Annotated in this window: 16 protein-coding genes; 8 read left to right on the forward strand and 8 right to left on the reverse strand. The window is 64.6% G+C overall.

Annotated elements, in window-relative coordinates:
- Positions 1–153: 153 nt before the first annotated feature.
- Entirely contained in the window at positions 154–2,403 is a 2,250-nt protein-coding gene (locus ACM9HJ_RS04305; protein WP_416570454.1) for a TonB-dependent receptor, read from the reverse strand.
- A gap of 377 nt (positions 2,404–2,780) precedes the next feature.
- Here ACM9HJ_RS04305 and ACM9HJ_RS04310 point away from each other — a divergent pair, with 377 nt between their 5' ends.
- The 3 genes from ACM9HJ_RS04310 (at position 2,781) to ACM9HJ_RS04320 (ending at position 4,169) form a co-directional block, all read left to right on the forward strand.
- On the forward strand, positions 2,781–3,452 hold the full coding sequence (locus tag ACM9HJ_RS04310; RefSeq protein WP_416570455.1) for a GntR family transcriptional regulator: 672 nt from the start codon (positions 2,781–2,783) through the stop codon (positions 3,450–3,452).
- Between the two features lie 61 nt (positions 3,453–3,513).
- Positions 3,514–3,765 (forward strand): AbrB/MazE/SpoVT family DNA-binding domain-containing protein, encoded by a 252-nt coding sequence (locus tag ACM9HJ_RS04315; RefSeq protein ID WP_416570456.1) that lies wholly within the window; start codon positions 3,514–3,516, stop codon positions 3,763–3,765.
- Entirely contained in the window at positions 3,762–4,169 is a 408-nt protein-coding gene (locus ACM9HJ_RS04320) for a type II toxin-antitoxin system VapC family toxin (protein WP_416570457.1), read from the forward strand. Before ACM9HJ_RS04315 ends, ACM9HJ_RS04320 begins: the two co-directional genes overlap by 4 nt.
- Before the next feature lie 36 nt (positions 4,170–4,205).
- Here ACM9HJ_RS04320 and ACM9HJ_RS04325 read toward each other — a convergent pair whose 3' ends face one another.
- The 3 genes from ACM9HJ_RS04325 to ACM9HJ_RS04335 are packed head-to-tail and all read right to left on the reverse strand — an operon-like array spanning position 4,206 to position 9,141.
- Entirely contained in the window at positions 4,206–6,086 is a 1,881-nt protein-coding gene (locus ACM9HJ_RS04325) for a hydantoinase B/oxoprolinase family protein (protein WP_416570458.1), read from the reverse strand.
- A 29-nt stretch (positions 6,087–6,115) separates the two neighbouring features.
- Positions 6,116–8,173, reverse strand: coding sequence for a hydantoinase/oxoprolinase family protein (locus tag ACM9HJ_RS04330; RefSeq protein WP_416570459.1), 2,058 nt, complete (start codon positions 8,171–8,173; stop codon positions 6,116–6,118).
- Between the two features lie 59 nt (positions 8,174–8,232).
- Entirely contained in the window at positions 8,233–9,141 is a 909-nt protein-coding gene (locus ACM9HJ_RS04335) for a hydroxymethylglutaryl-CoA lyase (RefSeq protein ID WP_416570460.1), read from the reverse strand.
- Positions 9,142–9,359: 218 nt separating this feature from the next.
- Between ACM9HJ_RS04335 and ACM9HJ_RS04340 the strand changes: the two genes are divergently transcribed.
- Both ACM9HJ_RS04340 and ACM9HJ_RS04345 read left to right on the forward strand, forming a co-directional pair.
- Entirely contained in the window at positions 9,360–10,604 is a 1,245-nt protein-coding gene (locus ACM9HJ_RS04340) for a CaiB/BaiF CoA transferase family protein (protein ID WP_416570461.1), read from the forward strand.
- A 2-nt stretch (positions 10,605–10,606) separates the two neighbouring features.
- Positions 10,607–11,245: an isochorismatase family protein gene (locus ACM9HJ_RS04345; protein WP_416570462.1), complete on the forward strand. Its 639-nt coding sequence runs from the start codon at positions 10,607–10,609 to the stop codon at positions 11,243–11,245.
- An 18-nt stretch (positions 11,246–11,263) separates the two neighbouring features.
- Here the strand turns inward: ACM9HJ_RS04345 and ACM9HJ_RS04350 are convergent, their stop codons facing one another.
- The 4 genes from ACM9HJ_RS04350 to ACM9HJ_RS04365 form a co-directional block, all read right to left on the reverse strand.
- Positions 11,264–11,386 (reverse strand): hypothetical protein, encoded by a 123-nt coding sequence (locus tag ACM9HJ_RS04350; protein WP_416570463.1) that lies wholly within the window; start codon positions 11,384–11,386, stop codon positions 11,264–11,266.
- Positions 11,387–11,461: 75 nt separating this feature from the next.
- A complete protein-coding gene (locus ACM9HJ_RS04355) occupies positions 11,462–13,690 on the reverse strand; it encodes a TonB-dependent receptor (protein ID WP_416570464.1) in 2,229 nt (742 codons plus the stop codon).
- A gap of 248 nt (positions 13,691–13,938) precedes the next feature.
- Positions 13,939–15,750, reverse strand: coding sequence for a flavin-containing monooxygenase (locus tag ACM9HJ_RS04360; protein ID WP_416570465.1), 1,812 nt, complete (start codon positions 15,748–15,750; stop codon positions 13,939–13,941).
- Positions 15,751–15,929: 179 nt separating this feature from the next.
- On the reverse strand, positions 15,930–16,580 hold the full coding sequence (locus tag ACM9HJ_RS04365) for a GntR family transcriptional regulator (protein WP_416570466.1): 651 nt from the start codon (positions 16,578–16,580) through the stop codon (positions 15,930–15,932).
- 382 nt (positions 16,581–16,962) lie between these two features.
- Here ACM9HJ_RS04365 and ACM9HJ_RS04370 point away from each other — a divergent pair, with 382 nt between their 5' ends.
- The 3 genes from ACM9HJ_RS04370 to wrbA are packed head-to-tail and all read left to right on the forward strand — an operon-like array spanning position 16,963 to position 19,430.
- A complete protein-coding gene (locus ACM9HJ_RS04370) occupies positions 16,963–17,844 on the forward strand; it encodes an alpha/beta fold hydrolase (protein WP_416570467.1) in 882 nt (293 codons plus the stop codon).
- 14 nt (positions 17,845–17,858) lie between these two features.
- Positions 17,859–18,818: a 3-carboxyethylcatechol 2,3-dioxygenase gene (locus tag ACM9HJ_RS04375; protein WP_416570468.1), complete on the forward strand. Its 960-nt coding sequence runs from the start codon at positions 17,859–17,861 to the stop codon at positions 18,816–18,818.
- A gap of 12 nt (positions 18,819–18,830) precedes the next feature.
- Complete coding sequence (wrbA, locus tag ACM9HJ_RS04380; protein ID WP_416570469.1) at positions 18,831–19,430, forward strand: NAD(P)H:quinone oxidoreductase; 600 nt, start codon at positions 18,831–18,833, stop codon at positions 19,428–19,430.
- The last annotated feature ends 29 nt before the right edge of the window (positions 19,431–19,459 follow it).

Below are 19,459 nucleotides of genomic sequence, written 5' to 3' on the forward strand. Positions count from 1 at the left end.
ACTGTTCTGGCAGCACTCTGCGAAGACGCCGAAATCAACGGGGCCGTTGTCGTGGAGGGAGCGACGATGCGACCATCACGCGCACCTCGCCCCCTCTCGCACGCCAAGACCTCCAACGCATCAAGTCGAGCGGTTGCCCGACATCGATGCTCCTCAGAATCTGGCCTTCAGTTCCACGCCCACCGTGCGCGGAATGGCCTTGGTGGTGAAATTAAAGACCGTCGTGTTGGGCACGACCAGCACCACGCCATCGACATTGTATCGCTTGTCGAACAGGTTGCGGGCATAGAGCGTGGCACCCCAGGTCTCGTTCTCCACGCCCAGGCGGATATTGACCAGATCGATGGCCGGGCGTTCCGTGCCGGGCGTGTTCAGCGTGTCGAAGAACATCGGGCCGGTGCGGTTATATTCCACGCGGGCCGACAGGTCGTAATCCGCGGTCAGCGGCACCGTATACTGGCCGCCCAGGATCACGTCATATTTGGCGGTGAAGGGGAAGCGGTTGCCCACCGTCTGCGGCAGTTCCTTGTTCTCCTTGATCTTGGAATGCAGATAGCCATAGCCGAAGAACAGGTCCAGCCCGTCGGCCACGCGCGCCATGCCGTCCACTTCAAAACCGGTGATCTCGTTGCGATCGACGATGGAGATCACGCGCGACAGGGAGAAGGGGAAGAACTGGAAGAACTGGGCATTGTCGACCTTGGTATTGAAGCCCGCCACGTTCAGGGTCATCCGCCCGTCCAGCAGCCGGCTCTTCACGCCGGCTTCATAGGAAGACGACGTCTCCTTGCCGAACGCGTCCTGCACCGTGGTGTTGGTGACGCCATCGGTATTGATGATGTTGAACCGGCTGCCCAGCGGGTTGAAGCCGCCGGACCGGAAGCCCTCGCCATAGGTGGCATAGACGGAAACATCCTCCGTCGCCTTCCAGCGCAGCGACACGCGGGGCTGGAGCGAGCTGAAACTGTCCTTGCGCACCAGCCCCTGCACATTGGGGATGGGAGAGAAGGCGGCCGGGGTCAAGTTCTCCGACGACCGGTTCTCCTTGTCGTAACGCAGGGCCGTGGACAGCTCCAGGTCGGGCGTCAGGTCATAGGCCAGCTGCCCGAACAGGGCCCAGGCATCGTTGGCATTGTCGGTCCAGGTGACGGCGACGACGGGGTTGGCGGCACCGCCCAGCGGGTCGGCCACCACCACCCCCTGCCCCAGATCGTTGCCGCGGTTCAGCACGATCTCGCGGTTGAAATCGATATAATAGGCGCCGGCGATATAGCGCAGCCGGTTCTCCCCCGGAGAGGTGAAGCGCAGGTCGAAGGACGTGTCGTCCTGGTTGCGCTCCTGATACTGGGTGCCGTCGCGCAGCGTGGGGCCATAGCCTTCGATCAGGGCCGGGTTGGTGAAGAAGTCACCGGGCGCCGGCCCGCCGGGGAACGGCACGCCGAACAGCGCCAGATCGACCGCCCCTTCGCCGCCCATATTCTCCTTCAGGTCGTGATAGGCTGCCGTGAAGGTCAGGGTCCCGGCCTCCGAATCCCAATCCACCTTGGCCGACAGATCCACGCGTTCCTGATTGTTGAAACTGTCGACATTGCCGGCATAGGGGATGGAGGTGTCCTTGATGTTCACCCCGTTGACGAAGCCGGGCGTGCCCGCCGTCTGGTTGTTGAAATTGAAGGCAGGCCCCTTGATCTTGCCATAGCCGGCGGACAGGTCGATCTCGATATCGTCGGTCGCCTTGTAGACCAGGCGGCCGCGTACCAGCCCCTCGCTGAAATCGTCTTCCTTCTTGTTCAAGGTGACATTGTCGTAATAGCCGCCGCGATCCTTGTAGACGGCGGTGAGGCGGGCGAACAGCTTGTCCTCCACCAGCGGGCCGCCGACATAGCCGCCGACCTTGTATTCATTGCCGCGGAACTCGTACCCGGCCTGCACCTGGCCCTCGGCCTCGTTACCCGGCTTCTTGGTGGTGACCAGGATGGCGCCGCCGATGGCGTTGCGGCCATAGATGGAACCGATCGGGCCCTTGATGACCTCGATCTGCTCGATATCGATCATTTCCTGGTTGAAGGCGTTGGGATTGGGCACCAGCACCCCGTCCAGCACATAGGCGAAGGACGGTTCGGCATCGCGCGGCTGGATGACGCCGCGGATATGCACCTGGCTTTCGCCGACATTGGTGGTCTGCAGGAAGCTGACATTGGGCGTCAGTGACAGGAAATCCGCCGGACCGCTGATGCCCGCCTTCTCGATCGTCTCCGCCGTGAAGGCCGCCACCGCCACCGGGGTTTCGCGCGCCGTCTCGTTGCGCTGGCGGGCGATGACCACGATCTCCTCCAGCATGATGGAGGAACCGGCCTGCGACCCGGCACCCTGCGCCAGGGCGGGCACATTGGATACAATCATCGAAGCACACAAAGCCGTACCCGTCATCAAGGCCGGCAGGAAACGTCTGTTCCACATCGTCGCTGGTCTCCGCTGTTTCATTGTATTTTATTGGGTTTTATGGGGGTGCAGCCGGTTTGCCGGCGACCCTGGCCCTCCAGGAAAAACTTATATGAGTTTCCGCTTTCGGCAAGCCCCAATGCATGACATTGTATACTTTAATAGGGAAGATTGACCTGAAAGCCACGCTGACACCATCCGTCGCGCGGCATCGGATTTCTGCGTGCCGATGCGAACCAGGGCCACAAGGACGGCTGGCCGGCAGCGGATCGTTTGCGGTAGAAAGCGGGGTGGACTTGCCCGAACCCGCCCGAACGGATGCGACCAGGAAATCACCGATGAGCAATGCTGTCGAAAAGGCCTATGCCGAGATCCGGGACGCCATCCATGCCGGCCGCTTCCCGCCCGGCACGCATCTGAAGGAAGGCGAGCTGGCGGAGATCATCGGCGTCAGCCGCACGCCGATCCGCGAGGCGTTACGCCGGTTGAATGCGGAGGGCGCCGTGCGCTTCATGCGCAACCATGGCGCCTTCGTCGCCGACTGGTCCGGTGACGAGATCAAGGAGATTTTCGACCTGCGCGCCATCCTGGAAGGCTATGCCGCCGAACAGGCCGCGGTGCGGGCCACGCCGGAACAGATCGCCCATCTGCGCGTGCTGGCGGAGGAGATGCTGACGCTGGAGGCCACGGGCACGGCCGACGCGCTGGGCCGCATCGCCGAGGCCAATGCCGAATTCCACCGGCTGATCACCCAGGCCGCCGGCACCCACCGCCTGACCACCATGATGGCGCAGGTGATCGAAGTGCCGCTCGTCCTGCGCACCTTCCACCGCTACAATGCCGAAGCGCTGCGCCGCAGCCTGCGCCACCATATGGAGATCGTGGACGCGTTCGAGGTGCGCGACGGCGCCTGGGCCGGATCGGTGATGCGCAGCCACATCGCCGCCGCCTGGCATGCGATCGAGGCCAGCAACCGCGGAAGGGAGCCCGTGCGCAAGGCGGCGGAGTGATGATATCTGGCGGTAAGGCATAATTTGCCTTACAATCACTTTCCCATCAGGGAGGATGCCAATGGGCGTGATATTGACGGTGACAGCCAAGGGCCAGGTTACCTTCCGCAAGGAACTGCTGGAGCATCTTGGCGCCGGCCCCGGCGATCAGTTGGAAGTGGAGATGCTGCCGTCGGGCCGCGTCGAAGTACGGGTCGCGCCGAAGGAAGGGATCGAGGGCTTCTTCGGCTGCCTGAAATCACCCTTGGCCAAAGCGCCGAGCATCGAGGAAATGAACGACGCCATTGCCGCCGGTTGGGCTGGCAAGTCTTGAGGATTACGGCCGACACCAATGTTCTGGTCCGTGCTGCGGCGATGGATGATCCCGTTCAGTCGGAAACAGCCATTCGACTGCTGAGCGAAAGCGAGCTGGTGGTGGTGACGCTGCCTGCTTTGTGTGAGTTCGTTTGGGTTCTGACGTCGGTCTATAAGCAGCCCGCTACCGATATCGCACCAATTATCCGCAGGCTTCTGATGGCCGACAAGGTGCAGACCGACCGGGCCGCCGTCGAAGCCGGTTTGGCATTCCTGGAAGCCGGCGGCGACTTTTCCGATGGGGTCATCGCTCATGTCGGCGCCACCGCCGGCGGTGAGGTTTTCGCCAGTTTTGACAAGCGGGCAGTGAAGCTTGTCAACCGCAGCGGACACCAGGCACTGGACCTGAACAAGGGCGGATAAGAAGCGGGACCGGCACTGACCCCGCCCCCTCTTTCCTCATGCCGCTGACAGCACACTCTCCTGCTGCGCCGGGTCCTTCGGTGCCGGCAGGCCGGTCTCCGCCAGGCAGCGTTCGCGCAGTTCCTCGACACCACCACCGAAATTGAACAGGTCGATCTCACCGCGCGCCTTGGCCAGGCTGTCGCGCAGCGCCGCCGTGGCCGCCGCATCCACTGTTCCGTCCGCCGCCAGCACGACGCCATAGCGCTTGGCACCCTCGCGCGTCACCAGACCGCGCTTGACGTCCACCGCCACAAGCGCCGGATCGCGGGCCAGCGGGTCGCCCCAGCCGCCACCGCCCCAGGTATCGAAGACCAGCAGGTCGCCCGGACGGACCTGGATATCGTCGATCTTGGCGGCCAGCACCGTCTCGCTGCCGTCCGCACGGACCAGGACACGGCGCGACCGCCAGCCCGGCTCCCCGCCATTCACCCCCCAGGGATAGGTGAACCAGCGGTCGTCATGGATGGCGATGGCGCCCGGTTCCAGGAAGCGATAGGCGATGCGCACGCCATTGCCGCCGCGGTGCAGGCCCGGCCCACCGCTGTCGGCAATGGTCTCGTACCGTTCGATGCGCAGCGGGAAATAGGCTTCCAGGAACTCGTTGGGCACATTGGTGAAGTTCGGCCACAGCGAATGCCCGTCCGGCCCGTCGCCGAACGGCCGGCCGGGAATGCCGCCGAAACCGATCTGGAACAGCTGATAGTATTTCCCCGACCCGCGATAGGTGCCCGACAGCATCAGGTGTGGGGAGGAGGAGAAGCCGGCGGCATTGAGGAATTCCGGCGTGCGCTGGCCCAGCAGCGCCCCCAGCACGTCGAACACCCGGCCGATGCCATGGGTGCGGCACGACAATGCCGCCGGATATTTCGGCTTCAGCAGCGATCCTTCCGGAATGCGCGTTTCCACCAGATCGTAGAAGCCGTCGTTGAACAGGATCTGCGGGTCGAAGACCATGATCATGTAGATGCCGAAGAACATCTTCAGCATGTTTTCATTCAGGTAGAAATTGATCGAGCTTTCCGACTGGGGCGAAGTGCCCTCCCAGTCCAGGATCACCTTCTCCCCCTCCCGCCACATGGTGGCTTTCAGCTTGTAGGGGCCGAAGCCGCGACCATCGTCGCAGATATAATCCTCGAAACTGACCTTTTCCTCGGAGATGGAGGTGGCGATCAGCTTGGCCATGGCGCGCTTGTTGCGGGCCAGCAGTTCATCGACGGCGGAGATGAAGATATCCGTCTGGAAGCGCTTGCACAGTTCCGCCACCCGCCGTCCGGCGATACGGCATGAGGCGATGATGGCGTTCAGGTCCGACCGGCACCAGTCCCGGGTGCGGGTATTGTTCAGCACCAGTTCCAGCAGATCCTCGTTCAGCACGCCCTTGCGGTAGAGCTTGACCGGCGGGATGCGGATGCCTTCCTGGAAGATGGAGGTGGCGTCGGTGGGCAGGCTGCCGGGCACCTTGCCACCAACATCGGTCTGGTGGCCGAAATGGCAGGTCCAGGCGACCAGGCGACCTTCGTGGAACACCGGCAGGATGATCAGCCAATCATTCAGATGGCTGATAGCCCCTTCCACCGAATAGGGATCGGACAGCCAGATGACGTCGCCTTCCTCGATCGAACCTTTATAGTTCTTCAGGAAGCCACCCAGGAAGGAGCCGAACTGGCCCACCACCATCTTGCCTTCATGGTTGGCGATCAGGGGGAAGGCGTCGCCCTGTTCGCGGATGCCCGGCGACATGGCCGTGCGGAACAGGGTGGCGTCCATTTCGGCGCGGGCATTGCGCAGCGCGTTCTCGATGATGTCCAGCGTGATCGGGTCGATGGCGATCTTCTGGAACGGGGTCGGGTTGGTCTGGATGATCTGGGCAACCATGGGTCAGTCCCCTTGTCCGAAGCTGGATATCAGTTTGCGGCGAGCGGGCGGATCAGGATCAGCCCATAGGGGTCGACCTCGGCCACATGGCCGGGCAGCAGCACGGTTGTGCTGTCCATCTCGCAGATGATGGCGGGGCCGATGACTCGATCGCCCGCCTTCAGCCGTGACCGGTCATAGATGATGGCGGCATGTTCCCGGCCATCAGCCCAGATGACATGGTCGCGGACCTTGGCCACCGACGGGTCGCCATTGCCCTGCGGCAGCTTTTCCAGCCGGATCGCCGATGCCTTGCCCAGGGCCGTGGCCCGCACGGTCACCAGTTCCCGGTCGCTTTCCAGGCAGAAGGTGAACAGCCGCTCATGCTCCTTGTCGAAGGCGTCGCCCAGCTTTTCCAGCCCGTTCGCCGCGAACCCATCCAGGGCGACGGGTAGCGACACCTCGAACGCCTGCCCGGAATAGCGCACGCCGGCCTCGAAGCTGATTTCCTGGTCGGCCTCCGCCACGCCCTCGGCCAGCAACTCCCTGGACACGGCGGCATGCAGTTCGCGCAGCACCGCGGCCACCGACTGGTTATCGACATCCGGGAACGGCTTGCCGATGGACTTGGCGCGCTCAGCCCGCAGGCGGGTGGTGGCGTCACCGAAGGCGCAGAGCACGCCGGGGCTGGGCGGCACGATCACCGGCCAGCTGCCCAGCAGCTTGCCCAGCGCATTGGCATGCAGCGGACCGGCCCCGCCAAAGGCCACCAGTGCGAAATCGCGCGGGTCATAGCCCTGCTGGACGGAGATCAGGCGCAAAGCACCCATCATCGTCTCATTGGCGATGGAATAGATGCCGTTGGCGGCCTCCGCCAGACCGATGCCCAGCGTATCGGCGATACCTTGCACCGAAGCGGCCGCCGCCGGCCGGTCCAGCCGCATGGTGCCGCCCAGCAACTCCTCCGGCAGGTAACCCAGCACGACATTGGCGTCGGTGACGGTGGGTTTGTCGCCACCCCGGCTGTAGCAGACCGGACCGGGCACGGCACCGGCGGACGCCGGGCCGACGCGCAGCGCCTTGGTCAGTTCCGGTACGAAGGCGATGGAGCCGCCGCCGGCCCCCACGGTGCGGATGTCCAGCGAGGTGGCGCGCACCTTCAGGTCGCCGCACTCCGTCTCCCGCGCCAGACGCGGCTGGCCATTCTCGATCAGGGCCACGTCGGTGGAGGTGCCGCCGACATCGACGGTCAGCAGATTGCCGAAACCGGACTTGCCGCATACCCACATGGCGCCGGCCACACCGCCGGCCGGCCCGCTCATCAGCAGGTTGACGGGATGGTCCTGCGCCTTCTCGAAACTCATCAGCCCGGCATCGGAACGCAGCAGGTTCATCTGCCCGTTCATGCCGGCCTTGTTCAGTTCCGCCTTCAGGTTGCGCACGTAGTTGGCGACGCGCGGGCGGACATAGGAATTGGCCACCGTGGTCAGGGCGCGTTCATATTCCTGCATCTCCGGTAGCACTTCCGACGATAGCGAGATGGGCAGGTCGGGAAACACCTCCCGCGCGATCTGCCCGGCCTGCACCTCATGCACATCATTGCGATAGGCATTGATGAAGGCGATGGTCAGTGCCTCGATCCCCTCCCCCTTCAGCCCTTCCAGTGCCGTGCGCAGGGCCGCCTCGTCCAGCGGCCGAACGATGGAGCCATCGGCACCGATACGTTCCGGCACCTCCACGGTGCTTTCCAGGGGTGCCGTCAGCGGCGGCTTGTTCCAGACGATCCAGCCGGCCAGCCCGCCCGGCACGAAGGACCGGGCGATATGCAGGACCTGGCGGTACCCGTCCGTCGTCACCAGCCCGACCTTGGCCCCCGTGCCGGTCAGCACGGTATTGGTGGCCACCGTCGTGCCATGCATGAACAGCTGCACATCTGCGGGATCGATCCCCGCCTTGGCGCAGATCTGCAAAGTGCCGCTGACCACCGCAACGGACGGATCGTGCGGGGTGGAGGGCACCTTGTCCCGGAAACTCTCGCCCGTCTCGTCCTCGATCAGCAGAAGGTCCGTGAAGGTACCCCCCACATCCACGCCGAGCCTGTAAGCCATTCTAAAACTCCTGTTCCCGAATGTTCTTCTGCTTTGCCGCGGCGTGGTTGTTCCCGCCGTCAGGTTGGCCGGACCGGCGGGAAAATCCCCGCCCGGCCCAGCATGGCCGGATTGGGGCGGCCGATGACGCCCTCCAGCCATTTGGCCGCGCCGATGGCGGCCGGAAGGTCGATACCCGTTTCGATCTTCATGCGGTCCAGCATGTAGACCAGATCCTCGGTCGGGATATTGCCCGTCGCCGCCGGGGCGAAGGGGCAGCCGCCGATACCACCCAGCGAACTGTCCAGCACCGTGACGCCGGCCGTGACAGCGGCATAGGCGTTGGCGATGCCGGTATTGCGGGTATTGTGGAAATGCGCACGCAGGCGGATGCCGGGCAGTGCCGCCGCCACGGCGTTGAACCGCTCCACCACATCGGTGGGGCTGGCCACGCCGATCGTATCGGCCAGGGCGATCTCGTCCGTGCCATGCTCCGCCGCGCGCCGGGCGATCTCCACCACCCGCACCACCGGCACCTCACCCTCGAACGGGCAGCCAAAGGAGGCGCCGATGGTGATGCTGGTCGCCACCTTGGCCGCCCTCGCGGCGGCGGCCACTTCCGCCCAGCCGGCCAGAGTCTCCAGCGTCGGTGCCCCGCTGTTGCGCTGGGAGAATGTGTCGGACGCCACCAGCACGTAATTGACCTCGCTGGCACCCGCCGCCAGCGCCCGGTCGAAGCCGCGCCCGTTCAGTGCCAGCCCGATATAGGAGACGCCATTATCCTTGGGCAGGGCCGCCAGCACCGCCTCCGCATCGGCCATCTGAGGCACGCGCTTGGGATTGACGAAGCTGGTCACCTCGATCCGGCGTGCGCCGGCGGCGATGGCGCGGTTGATCAGCTCCACCTTGTCGGCGGTGGAAACCTGCACCGCCTCGTTCTGCAGGCCGTCGCGCGGGCTGACTTCCACGATCTCGATCTTGGCAACCATATCCCTGCTCTTGGCGTTCATGATCAACAGTCAAATGTATACAATCATGCTTTCATCGACCCTGACAAGGGGGATTGATCCGAACTTTTCCTTGCGCGGCACCTCTTGCCATCGCCGCCCACTGTATGCATTCTTGTCGGCGGATACGCGCTGGGGCCGACCTTCCGGCGACGGCAGGGCTTCACGAATTATGTATACATTCAGCAGGAGAAAAAAGGGTGACCGACCAGGCAACGGAACCGACCGGCGGCACGGGACAGGTGGCGAAGCGCCAGGGCCCGCTGACAGACCTGCGGGTGATCGAGATGGGCCAGTTGCTGGCCGGCCCCTTCTGCGGCCAGTTGCTGGCCGATTTCGGGGCGGAGGTCATCAAGCTGGAACAGCCCGGCAGCGGCGACCCGATGCGCGAATGGGGCCGGGAAAAGCCGCATGGTAAGTCGCTCTGGTGGCCCGTCGTCGCCCGCAACAAGAAGTCGGTGACCCTGAACCTGCGGGAGAAGGCCGCCCAGGACATCGTCCGCGATCTGGTGGCCAAGTCCGACATCCTGATCGAGAATTTCCGGCCGGGCACGATGGAGCGCTGGGGCCTCGGCTATGATGTCCTGTCCCAGATCAACCCCAAGCTGGTGATGGTCCGTGTCACCGGCTTCGGCCAGTCCGGCCCCTATTCCTCCCAGGCCGGCTATGGCTCCATCGGGGAGGCGATGGGCGGCCTGCGCTATGTCGTGGGCGATCCGTCCACGGCCCCGTCGCGCATGGGCATTTCCATCGGCGACAGCCTGGCCGCCACCTATGCCGCCCTGGGCGCGCTGATGGCCGTGCATGCGCGCGAGCGCACGGGGCGCGGTCAGGTGGTGGACAGCGCCATCTATGAGGCGGTGCTGGCCATGATGGAAAGCCTGGTCACCGAATATGACCAGACCGGCTATGTCCGCGAACGTACCGGCCCCATCCTGCCCAATGTCGCGCCCAGCAATGTCTACCCGGCCAGCGACGGCCAGATGATCCTGATCGCCGCCAACCAGGATACGGTGTTCAAGCGTCTGGCCGAAGCCATGGGTCGCCCGGAACTGGCCGCCGATGCGCGCTACGCCACCCATTCGGCACGCGGCGCCGTGCAGCAGGAACTGGACGATCTGATTTCCGACTGGACCCGCACGGTGGAATCCGGGCCGCTGCTGGACCTGATGGAAAAGCATGGCGTGCCGGCAGGCCGCATCTACCGCGCACCGGAGATGCTGGAGGACCCGCATTTCCAGGCCCGCCAGAACATCATCAAGGTCGCCCATCCGGTCTTCGGCAAGCTGGCCATGCAGAATGTCGCCCCGCGCTTGTCGGATACGCCCGGCGGCGTCGTCCATGCCGGCCCGGAACTGGGCCAGCATACGGTGGATGTGCTGGGCGGGCTGCTGGGCCTGGATGCCGCCCGGCTGGATGAATTGCGCAAGACGGGGATCATCTGATCATGGCGACGGACCTGAATGCCGATTACGCGCAGGCCGGGTTCGGCAACCGGCTGGGCTGGGGCCGGCGCCCCGCCCTGCTGATCATCGATTTCGTGCAGGCGTACCTGGACAAGGACTGTCCGCTCTATGCCGGGGTGGAGAAGGCACGCGACGCGGCGTCAGCGCTGCTGCTGGCCGCCCGCGCCGCCGGCCTGCCCATCCTCCACACCAACGTCGCCTATACGCCGGGCGGCGTTGATGGCGGCGTGTTCTTCCGCAAGGTCAAGGCGCTGTCCTGTTTCGAGCGCGGCAAGCACCCGCACTGGGCGGCCTTCGCCGAAGGGCTGGAACCCCTGCCCCACGAACCGGTGATCACCAAGCAATATGCCAGCGCCTTCTTCGGCACCTCGCTGGCCTCCACCCTGGCATCGAGCGGCGTCGACACGCTGCTGATCGCCGGGCTGTCCACCTCGGGCTGCGTCCGCGCCTCGGCCCTGGATGCCTGTCAGCACGGTTTCGTGCCGCTGGTGGTGCGCGAGGCGGTGGGTGACCGGGACCAGCGCGTGCATGAGGCCAACCTGTTCGACCTCAACGCCAAATATGCCGATGTCATCGGCCTGGCGGAGGCAGTGGCGCATCTCGGGCGCAACGGGGGCTGACACCCCCGCATTCGCCGCTCACCTCAGCGGTTCCCAGAAGCTTGACAGGGCGCGGGCCAATTCGTCGGGCACCAGATCGGCCTGGAAATTGGCACCGCCGCTCAACAGGACCGTGCCGACATCCGGGCGCATCGCCGCCACGATCGGAGCCGGCGAATATCCGGATCCTCGCCGAAAGGCTAAACAACACGCCCGGTCTCATGGATGACTTGCGGCCTACCAGCTCTTGGACACCTGCAACACCCAGGTGCGTGGCGCCCCGGCCAGGCCGGCGGGAACCAGGCCGTTGGCGGCAACGGTGATCAGGTACTGCTGGTCGGCCAGATTCTTGCCCACCAGTTGCACGCCCCAGCCGCCCTCGTCGCTGTTCCAGCCGACGGAGGCGTTGATCAGGTCATAGCTTTTCTGGGCGAATATCTCGGCATTGGACGCGTCGTAATAGACCTTGCCCTGCTTGAAATATTCGCCCCGGACGAAGGCCGTGCCGGGCCCGACATCGAAACTGTACTGGCCGTAACCCGAAAGCGAGCTTTTCGGCGCCGCGTTCAGGCGGTTGCCCGTGGCGTTGAAGGTGCGGGTGGCGGCGTTGTAGCGCGGGTCGGTGGCCACGAAATTGACCAGCTGGTTGGGCACGCTGGAGGTGGGGAAGGACCGGTACTTGGTATTGAGGAAGGACAGGTTGCCGCCCAGTTCCAGCCCGGCGACCGGCCGCGCCGTCATCTCGAACTCCACGCCGCGCACGCGCGCATTGGCGGCGTTGCGGATGGCCACCACGCCGGGCGCGATCAGCGACTGAACCTGCAGATCCTTGTAATCATAATGGAACAGGCTGGTGTTGAAGCGCAGGCGGCGGTCCAACAGGTCGCTCTTGATGCCGCCCTCGTATGCCCAGATCGTCTCCGGCTCGAAGGACAGGTCGGTGGCATTGTTGGCGAAGATGCTGGTGCCGCCGCTCTTGAACCCGCGGGTAGCGGATGCGTAGAGCATCACATCGTCGCTGACTTGGTAATCCAAACCGACCTTGGGCGTCACCGCATCGAATTTCCGCTTCAGCTCATAGACGAAGGGAAAGCCCGGGGTGGAGGCGCCCGTGGCCAGGGACACGCGGTTGAAATTCTGCTCGATGCGCTTGGTATCCTGGGTGAAGCGCAGGCCGGCCGTCAGCCCCAGATCATCCGTCAGCTTGTAGGTGCCCTGCGCGAAGGCGGCGTAGGAGGTGGTGAAGCTGTCGGGTTCGGTGCGGATATAGAAGGCGTTGGCCGGCGGCAGCACCGGACTGGCATAGTTGGTGGATTGCAGCAGGGTCGTCGTCTTGTCGTGGAAATAGAACAGGCCCAGCACGCCATTGAACCGGTCCAGATTGGCTGTCAGGTTCAGCTCCTGGCTGAACTGCTTGGACCATTCATTCTGGTTGCTGATCTGGGCCAGCAGTTCCGTCCCGTCGCTGTCCACCAGCAGATTGTAGCGGCTTTTGCGGAAGGCGGTCAGCGACTTGACGGCCAAAGTGTCGGACAGGTCGACATTGACCTCCTGCGCGATACCCCACAGCTTGGTGTCGTTGGTCTGCGGCGAATTGATCGCAACCTTGGAATAGTCGCCGACGATGGAAGTCGCCAACGGTGCCGGGTTGGTGCCATTGGGGCGGAAAGGCACCAGCAGATGGCTGTAGCTGTCGAACCGCTCGTCGCTTTCGCTGTAATCGAGGCGGGTGATCATCTCCACCTTTTCGGCCGGGACGAAGCGCAGCTGCCCCCGCACACCGCCGCGCTTGGCATTGTTGGTGCCGGGCTGGCCGGCAGCGTAGAGATTGTCGATGTAGTCATCGTGGCGGATATAGGTGCCGGACAGGCTGGCCTGCAGCTTCTCCTCCACCAGCGGACCGCTCAGGTAGAACTGGCCCTGGCGGTGCTCATGATCGCCCACGGTCAGCTGTACCTTGCCGGTGGGCCTATCGGACGGGGTCTTGGAGATGATGTTGATGGTGCCACCCACCGCATTGCGGCCATAGAGCGTGCCCTGGGGACCGCGCAGCACTTCCACCCGCTGGATATCGACGAAATCCTGGAACTGGCCGAAGGCACGGGCAATATAGACGCCATCGATCTGCGTCGTCACGCTGGGGTCGGAGCCGCCGAAGACGTTGGAACTGCCGATACCGCGCATATAGATGACGGCACTGGCAGTCACCTGCGCCACCGACAGGTTGGGCGTCACCGCCACCAGATCCTTCACATTGAGGACCAGCGAACTGTCCAGCTTGTCGGCGGAAAAGGCGCTGATAGCCAGCGGGGTCTTCTGCACCGTGGTCTCGCCCGCCTTGGTGGCGGTGACGATCACCTCCTCCAGCATATCGACCTGGGCCACCTGGGTTTCCGCAGCGCCCGCCATGGTCGGGGCCAGCAGGGCGGCGGCGCACACGGCACCCTTCAACGTGTGGTGAAGCATGACTTTCCTCCCGTTTTTATGGTCGTTGTTTGATAAATTCTAGAATTCTAGTTGGGGGCACGGGCGCGCTTTCCCGTCATCCCGGTGACAAGCCGGGACCCAGGGGCCAAGCGCCCGACCTGTCGGCAACGTTTGGTGAGGCAAACCATGCCGTGCAGCCTGTGGCCCCTGGATCCCGGCTTGTCACCGGGATGACGGTAGGTATTGCCCGAACCCCACAGCCCAACCGGCAGGGGCCGGTGACGCCCCTACTCCGCCGCCCGGTCCAGCGCGCGGATATCCATGTCCTGGGCCAGCCGTTCCGCCCGCCAGGCGGTGATCACGGCCTCGTATTCCAGCGGCCCGCCGCCATAGGTGCCGCCGACATAGGTCGGGCGATCCTTGAACGCGCCCTCGTTGTTGAGGAAGCCGGGCGTGCATTCCTCATAGAAATGCTCGTGATCGACATGCTTGGCCTCCACCACCGAAAGCCAGCGTTCCTCCGCTTCCGGTGTGGCCTCCAGCGCCGCGATGCCGTTGGACAGGCCGTAGCGGATGATCTCCGCCGCATGCGTGGCCTGGATGTCCAGCGTGTGGGTGAAGTTGAAGGCCGTGGTCCCCTGCTCCGCCCCGCCCACGACGTGAAAATTGGGGAAGCCGCTGAACATGGTCCCGTGCAGGCAGCGCAGGCCACCCTGCCACTTGTCCTGGATCGATCGGCCGCCCCTTCCCAGCACCTGGTAGCCACCAACCTTGTGCGCGGGCGCGCCCACGTCGAAGCCGGTGGCAAAAATGATGCAATCGACAGGATATTCGGTGCCGCCCACGCGAATGCCGGTCTGCGTCACCGCCTCCACCCCCTGCCCGCCGGTATCGACCAGCGTCACATTGGGGCGGTTGAAGGCGGGCAGATACTCGTCGCTGAACAGCGGCCGCTTGCACAGGAAATTGTACCAGGGCTTCAACGTTTCCGCCGTGTCCGCGTCGCCGACGGCACCGGACACCCGGGCGCGGATCTGCTCCATCTTCTCGAAATCGGCCTGCTGCATGGCCACGGGCGGTGGGCTCTTGCCGTCGGCCATCAGGGCGCCCATGCGCAGCCACAGGTCGGTCCAATGGTCGCCGACCATGTTCTCCGCCTGCGGCCGGCCGGTGATGATGGACAGGAAATTCTCCATGCGCCGGCGCTGCCAGCCCTTGGGCTGGGCCTTGAACCAGTCGGCGTCGGTGGCGCGGTTGTCGCGGACATCGATGGCCGAGGGCGTGCGCTGGAACACCAGCAGCTGCTTGGCATGTTCGGCCAGGCGTGGCACGATCTGCACCGCCGTGGCACCGGTGCCGATGATGGCCACGCGCTTGTCGGCCAGCTTCACCTGCCCGCCCGACGCATCGCCGCCGGTATAATCATAATCCCAGCGGCTGGAATGGAAGATGCGGCCCTTGAAACTCTGGATGCCGGGGATGCGGGGCAGTTTCACCTTGGCCAGAGGGCCCTGGCTGACGGAGACGAAGCGGGCACGGATGCGGTCGCCACGGTCGGTGGTGGCGATCCAGCGGGCCGCCGCCTCGTCCCATTCCAGCTTTTCCAGCTTGGTCTGGAACAGCGCATGGTCGTAAAGGCCGTAATGGCGGCCGATGGCCTTTGCATGGGCGAGTATCTCCGCCCCCGTGGCATATTTCTCCGCCGGGACGGTGCCCACCTCCTCCAGCAGCGGCATATAGATATAGGCCTCGATATCGCAGCGGACGCCGGGATAGCGGTTCCAGTACCAGGTGCCGCCGAAATCGCCCGCCTGTTCGACGATGCGGAAGGAGCGGATGTTGCGGTCGCATAGCTTGGCCGCCGTCAGCAGGCCGCCGAAGCCGCCGCCAACCACCAGGACATCGACATCCTCGCTCACGCCTGCGCGGGCGAAGCCCGGTGCGACATAGGGATCGTCGGCGAAATGGGCGTAGTCGCCGGCCGCCTCGACATATTGCGCGTCCGCATCCTTGCGCAGGCGCTTGTCGCGTTCGGCCCGGTACTTTTTCCGCAGGGCGTCGGCATCATAGGCCGGCCCCTGGGCAGGATGATCTTGCATGTGGCGCACTCCCCGTGCCGGTCCGGCGATTGTCGGCCGGCATTCCGTTCGGTGCCGGTTGCCCCGGCCCTTGTTCCCGTTGTGGGGACAGGGTCTTGTGACCTTCCCAACGTCAGGATGGGGATACTTTTACATATCCCGAACTAGCATGCAAGCATGTCAGTTCGGGAATCGAATGATTATCGCGCCCACTTGGCGCGCAGGCCGGCGGCCACGGAGGAGGCCACACCGGCAATGTGGTTTTCCGAGAGCGTACGGGCGCGCGAGGGGGACTTGGTCTCGATGGCCTCCACGATCTCCTCATGCTCCTGCGCGGCACCGCCCATGAAGGCGGAGAAGCCGACGGCCTGGTTGATGAAGAAATCCGACATGTTGAAGTTGCTGCTCTGCCGCTCATCCACGAAGGGGGATTGGGCCATGTCATGGATCAGCTGGTGGAAGGCACGGTTCAGGTCCAGATAGGCCCGCGCCGATTCCGGCAGGGCGAAGTCGATGGCGCGTATGCGGGCCTGGATGTCGCGCAATTCCTTCATCTGCGCCTCGGTCCGGCGTGCAGCCGCCAACTCGGCGAGCAGGCCTTCCATCCGCTCGAACATCAGGTAGAAATCGGCGATCTGGTTGCGATCGGGATTCACCACCTCGCACCCGACCTGGGGAATGATGCGCACGAACCCCTCCGCGGAGAGCCGGTTGAGCGCCGCCATGATCGGCTGCCGGCTGGCACCGGTGTCGGCGGCCACATCCTTGACCGACAGTTTCTGGCCGAACGTGTACTGCGCCTCGACCAGCCGGCCGACCAGCAGCTCGTAGACCTCGTCCTTCTTGTTCACGGCGGCTTCCCCTCGGGCGCATGCGGTTTTAAGAATCCGTATCAAGTTGGAGTGCTAGGATGCAACATGGAAGTTTGGGATGACGACGGGTAAGTCGACGAATCACCGCATAAATCTGCCCATTCCGTCATCCCGGCGAAAGCCGGGACCCAGGGGTCAAGCGCCCAACCTCTCCACCACGTCGATCGACGCTACCGAGAGGATTGCTCCTGTGGCCCCTGGGTCCCGGCTTTCGCCGGGATGACGGAATGGGCATTATATGATTGTTTTGTATATATAATTTAGCATCTCTTATCTCTATCCCCTCCTCCCCCGAAAAACCCGCGTGACAAATCACATCAAAACTAGCATGCTAGCGTGTAACAAATGACGGGAGGAAAACATGCATCTTTGGCCTGAGATCGCACGCGGCAGCATCCGGCTGGGCTATGTCCAGGCGGGGCCGATCCGGACGCGCTATGTGGAGGCGGGTGATGCCGGCGCCGATGAGGCGGTGGTCTTCATTCCCGGCACGGGCGGGCATCTGGAGGCATTCACGCGCAACCTGCTGCCCCATGCCGAGCAGCACCGCACCATCGCCCTGGACATGATCGGCCATGGCTATAGCGACAAGCCCGACCATGATTACGAGATCCGGCATTATGTGCGGCACCTGCTGGATTTCTGCGACGCGCTGGGCCTGGCACGCATCCATGTGCACGGGGAATCGCTGGGCGGCTGGATCGCGGCACAGTTCGCCATCGACCATCCCGACCGGGTGGCCACCCTGACGCTGAACACCGCCGGCGGGCTGAACACCGATCCGGCCGTGATGCAACGCGTCTACAACGTCACCATGAAGGCGGTGGCAGAGGCCAGCCCGGCCACGGTGCGCGCCCGGCTGGAATGGCTGATGCACGATCCCAAGCGGGTGACCGATGATCTGGTGGAACTGCGGCTGGCCATCTACACCCAGCCGGGTTTCCTGCGCGCCATGGAACATATCCTCTGCCTCCAGAACATGGAGATCCGGATGCGCAATGTGCTGACCGACGAGAGCCTGTCGCGCATCACCGCCCCGACCCTGGTGATCTGGACCGACCATGACCCGACCGCCCCGGTGGCCACGGGCGAGCGTTTCGCCCGCGCCATTCCCGACGCGCGGCTGGTGATCATGGATGATTGCGCCCACTGGCCGCAGTGGGAGAAGGCGGACGCGTTCAACCGTCTACACCTGGATTTCCTGGCGCCCTACGCACCGGCGGCCAGCCGGTCCGCGGCCTGAACGGAGGAGGCCCCATGTCCCCCAATGTGCGCATGATCTGCGCCTCCCACACGCCGCTGATGGACCATGTGGATGCCGATCCGTTGGTGGACGCCGATGTGCGGCGCCATTTCGCGGAACTGGCGGCGGAGGTGGCGGATTTCGATCCCGAGCTGATCGTCGAATTCGCACCCGACCATTTCAAGGGCTTCTTCTACGACATGCTGCCGCCCTTCACGGTGGGCGTACGGGCCACGGCCATCGGCGATTACGATATCGGCGACAGGGGCGCGGCATTCAATGTGCCGGAAGATCTGGCGCTGGCTTGCGTGCGGGCGCTGCATGGAGCGGATGTCGATGCCGCCATGTCCTACCGCGCGCAGCTGGATCATGGGTTTGCACAGTTGCTGGTGCTGCTGACCGGTGGGATCGGGCGCTATCCGGTGCTGCCGGTGCATATCAACTGTTCCGGCCCGCCGCTGCCATCGTTCCGGCAGGTACGGCGGTTGGGGACGGAAGTCGGGCGCTGGCTTGCCAGTTTGAACAAGCGGGTGCTGATCCTGGGTTCCGGCGGCCTGTCGCACGATCCGCCCATCCCCAGCATCACCACCGCCCCACCTCCGGTGGCCGAGATGCTGATTGCCGGCCGCAACCCGCCGATCGAAGCACGGCGGGCGCGCGAACAGGCGAACTACGAGACGGCGCGCAAGCTGGCACGCGGTGAAGGGCGGGCCACGCCGTTGAACCCCGACTGGGACCGCCGCTTCATGGAGCAGATGGCGGCCCTGGATTTCGACAGCGTCGCAGCGCTGGGCGAGGCGGAGCTGACGCAACTGGCCGGCTGTGGCGGGCATGAGGTGCGCAACTGGGTCGCCGCCTATGCCGCCATGGCGGCGCTGGGGCCCTTCGATCACCAGCAGATCTTCTATCGCGACATTCCGCAATGGAACGCCGGCATGGGCATCGCCACCGCGCGTCACCTTTCCGCGGCCTGAGGGAGCAATGACATGACGAAGGTTCTCGTCCTTTACTATTCCGCCTATGGCCATATGGAGACCATGGCCGGGGCGATCGCCGATGGTGCCCGCAGCACCGGGGCCGAGGCCGTGGTCAAGCGCGTGCCGGAGACCACACCGGAAGACGTGGCCAAGGCCGCGCATTTCAAGCTGGACCAGCAGGCGCCTGTCGCCACGGTCGAAGAGCTGGGCGACTACGACGCCATCATCGTCGGCTCCCCCACCCGGTTCGGGCGCATCGCCAGCCAGATGGCGGCATTCTGGGACCGTACGGGCCCGCTCTGGTACCAGGGTGCGCTGCGCGGCAAGGTCGGGGCCGCCTTCACCTCCACCGCCACCCAGCATGGCGGGCAGGAAACGACCCTCTTCTCCATCATCACCAATCTGCTGCACCATGGCATGGTGGTGTGCGGCCTGCCCTACAGCTTCCAGGGACAGATGCGCATCGATGAGGTGACGGGCGGGTCCCCCTATGGGTCCAGCACCGTCAGCGGCATGAAGGGCGAGCGCCTTCCCTCGCAAACCGAGCTGGAGGGGGCCCGCCATCAGGGGGAAACGGTAGCCCGGCTGGCAGGCCGGCTCAGCACCTGAAAAGGGTGCGGGTACAACGATAAAGGGGG

Source organism: Niveispirillum sp. KHB5.9 (genome assembly GCF_048066115.1).
Taxonomy (GTDB): Bacteria; Pseudomonadota; Alphaproteobacteria; order Azospirillales; family Azospirillaceae; genus Niveispirillum.

Bases quoted from the DNA above. Each gene is read 5' to 3' on its own strand.
- ACM9HJ_RS04305 (WP_416570454.1), bottom strand. From the start codon at position 2,403: ATGATTGTATCCAATGTGCCCGCCCTGGCGCAGGGTGCCGGGTCGCAG.
- ACM9HJ_RS04310 (WP_416570455.1), top strand. From the start codon at position 2,781: ATGAGCAATGCTGTCGAAAAGGCCTATGCCGAGATCCGGGACGCCATC.
- ACM9HJ_RS04315 (WP_416570456.1), top strand. From the start codon at position 3,514: ATGGGCGTGATATTGACGGTGACAGCCAAGGGCCAGGTTACCTTCCGC.
- ACM9HJ_RS04325 (WP_416570458.1), bottom strand. From the start codon at position 6,086: ATGGTTGCCCAGATCATCCAGACCAACCCGACCCCGTTCCAGAAGATC.
- ACM9HJ_RS04330 (WP_416570459.1), bottom strand. From the start codon at position 8,173: ATGGCTTACAGGCTCGGCGTGGATGTGGGGGGTACCTTCACGGACCTT.
- ACM9HJ_RS04335 (WP_416570460.1), bottom strand. From the start codon at position 9,141: ATGGTTGCCAAGATCGAGATCGTGGAAGTCAGCCCGCGCGACGGCCTG.
- ACM9HJ_RS04345 (WP_416570462.1), top strand. From the start codon at position 10,607: ATGGCGACGGACCTGAATGCCGATTACGCGCAGGCCGGGTTCGGCAAC.
- ACM9HJ_RS04355 (WP_416570464.1), bottom strand. From the start codon at position 13,690: ATGCTTCACCACACGTTGAAGGGTGCCGTGTGCGCCGCCGCCCTGCTG.
- ACM9HJ_RS04360 (WP_416570465.1), bottom strand. From the start codon at position 15,750: ATGCAAGATCATCCTGCCCAGGGGCCGGCCTATGATGCCGACGCCCTG.
- ACM9HJ_RS04370 (WP_416570467.1), top strand. From the start codon at position 16,963: ATGCATCTTTGGCCTGAGATCGCACGCGGCAGCATCCGGCTGGGCTAT.
- ACM9HJ_RS04375 (WP_416570468.1), top strand. From the start codon at position 17,859: ATGTCCCCCAATGTGCGCATGATCTGCGCCTCCCACACGCCGCTGATG.
- wrbA (WP_416570469.1), top strand. From the start codon at position 18,831: ATGACGAAGGTTCTCGTCCTTTACTATTCCGCCTATGGCCATATGGAG.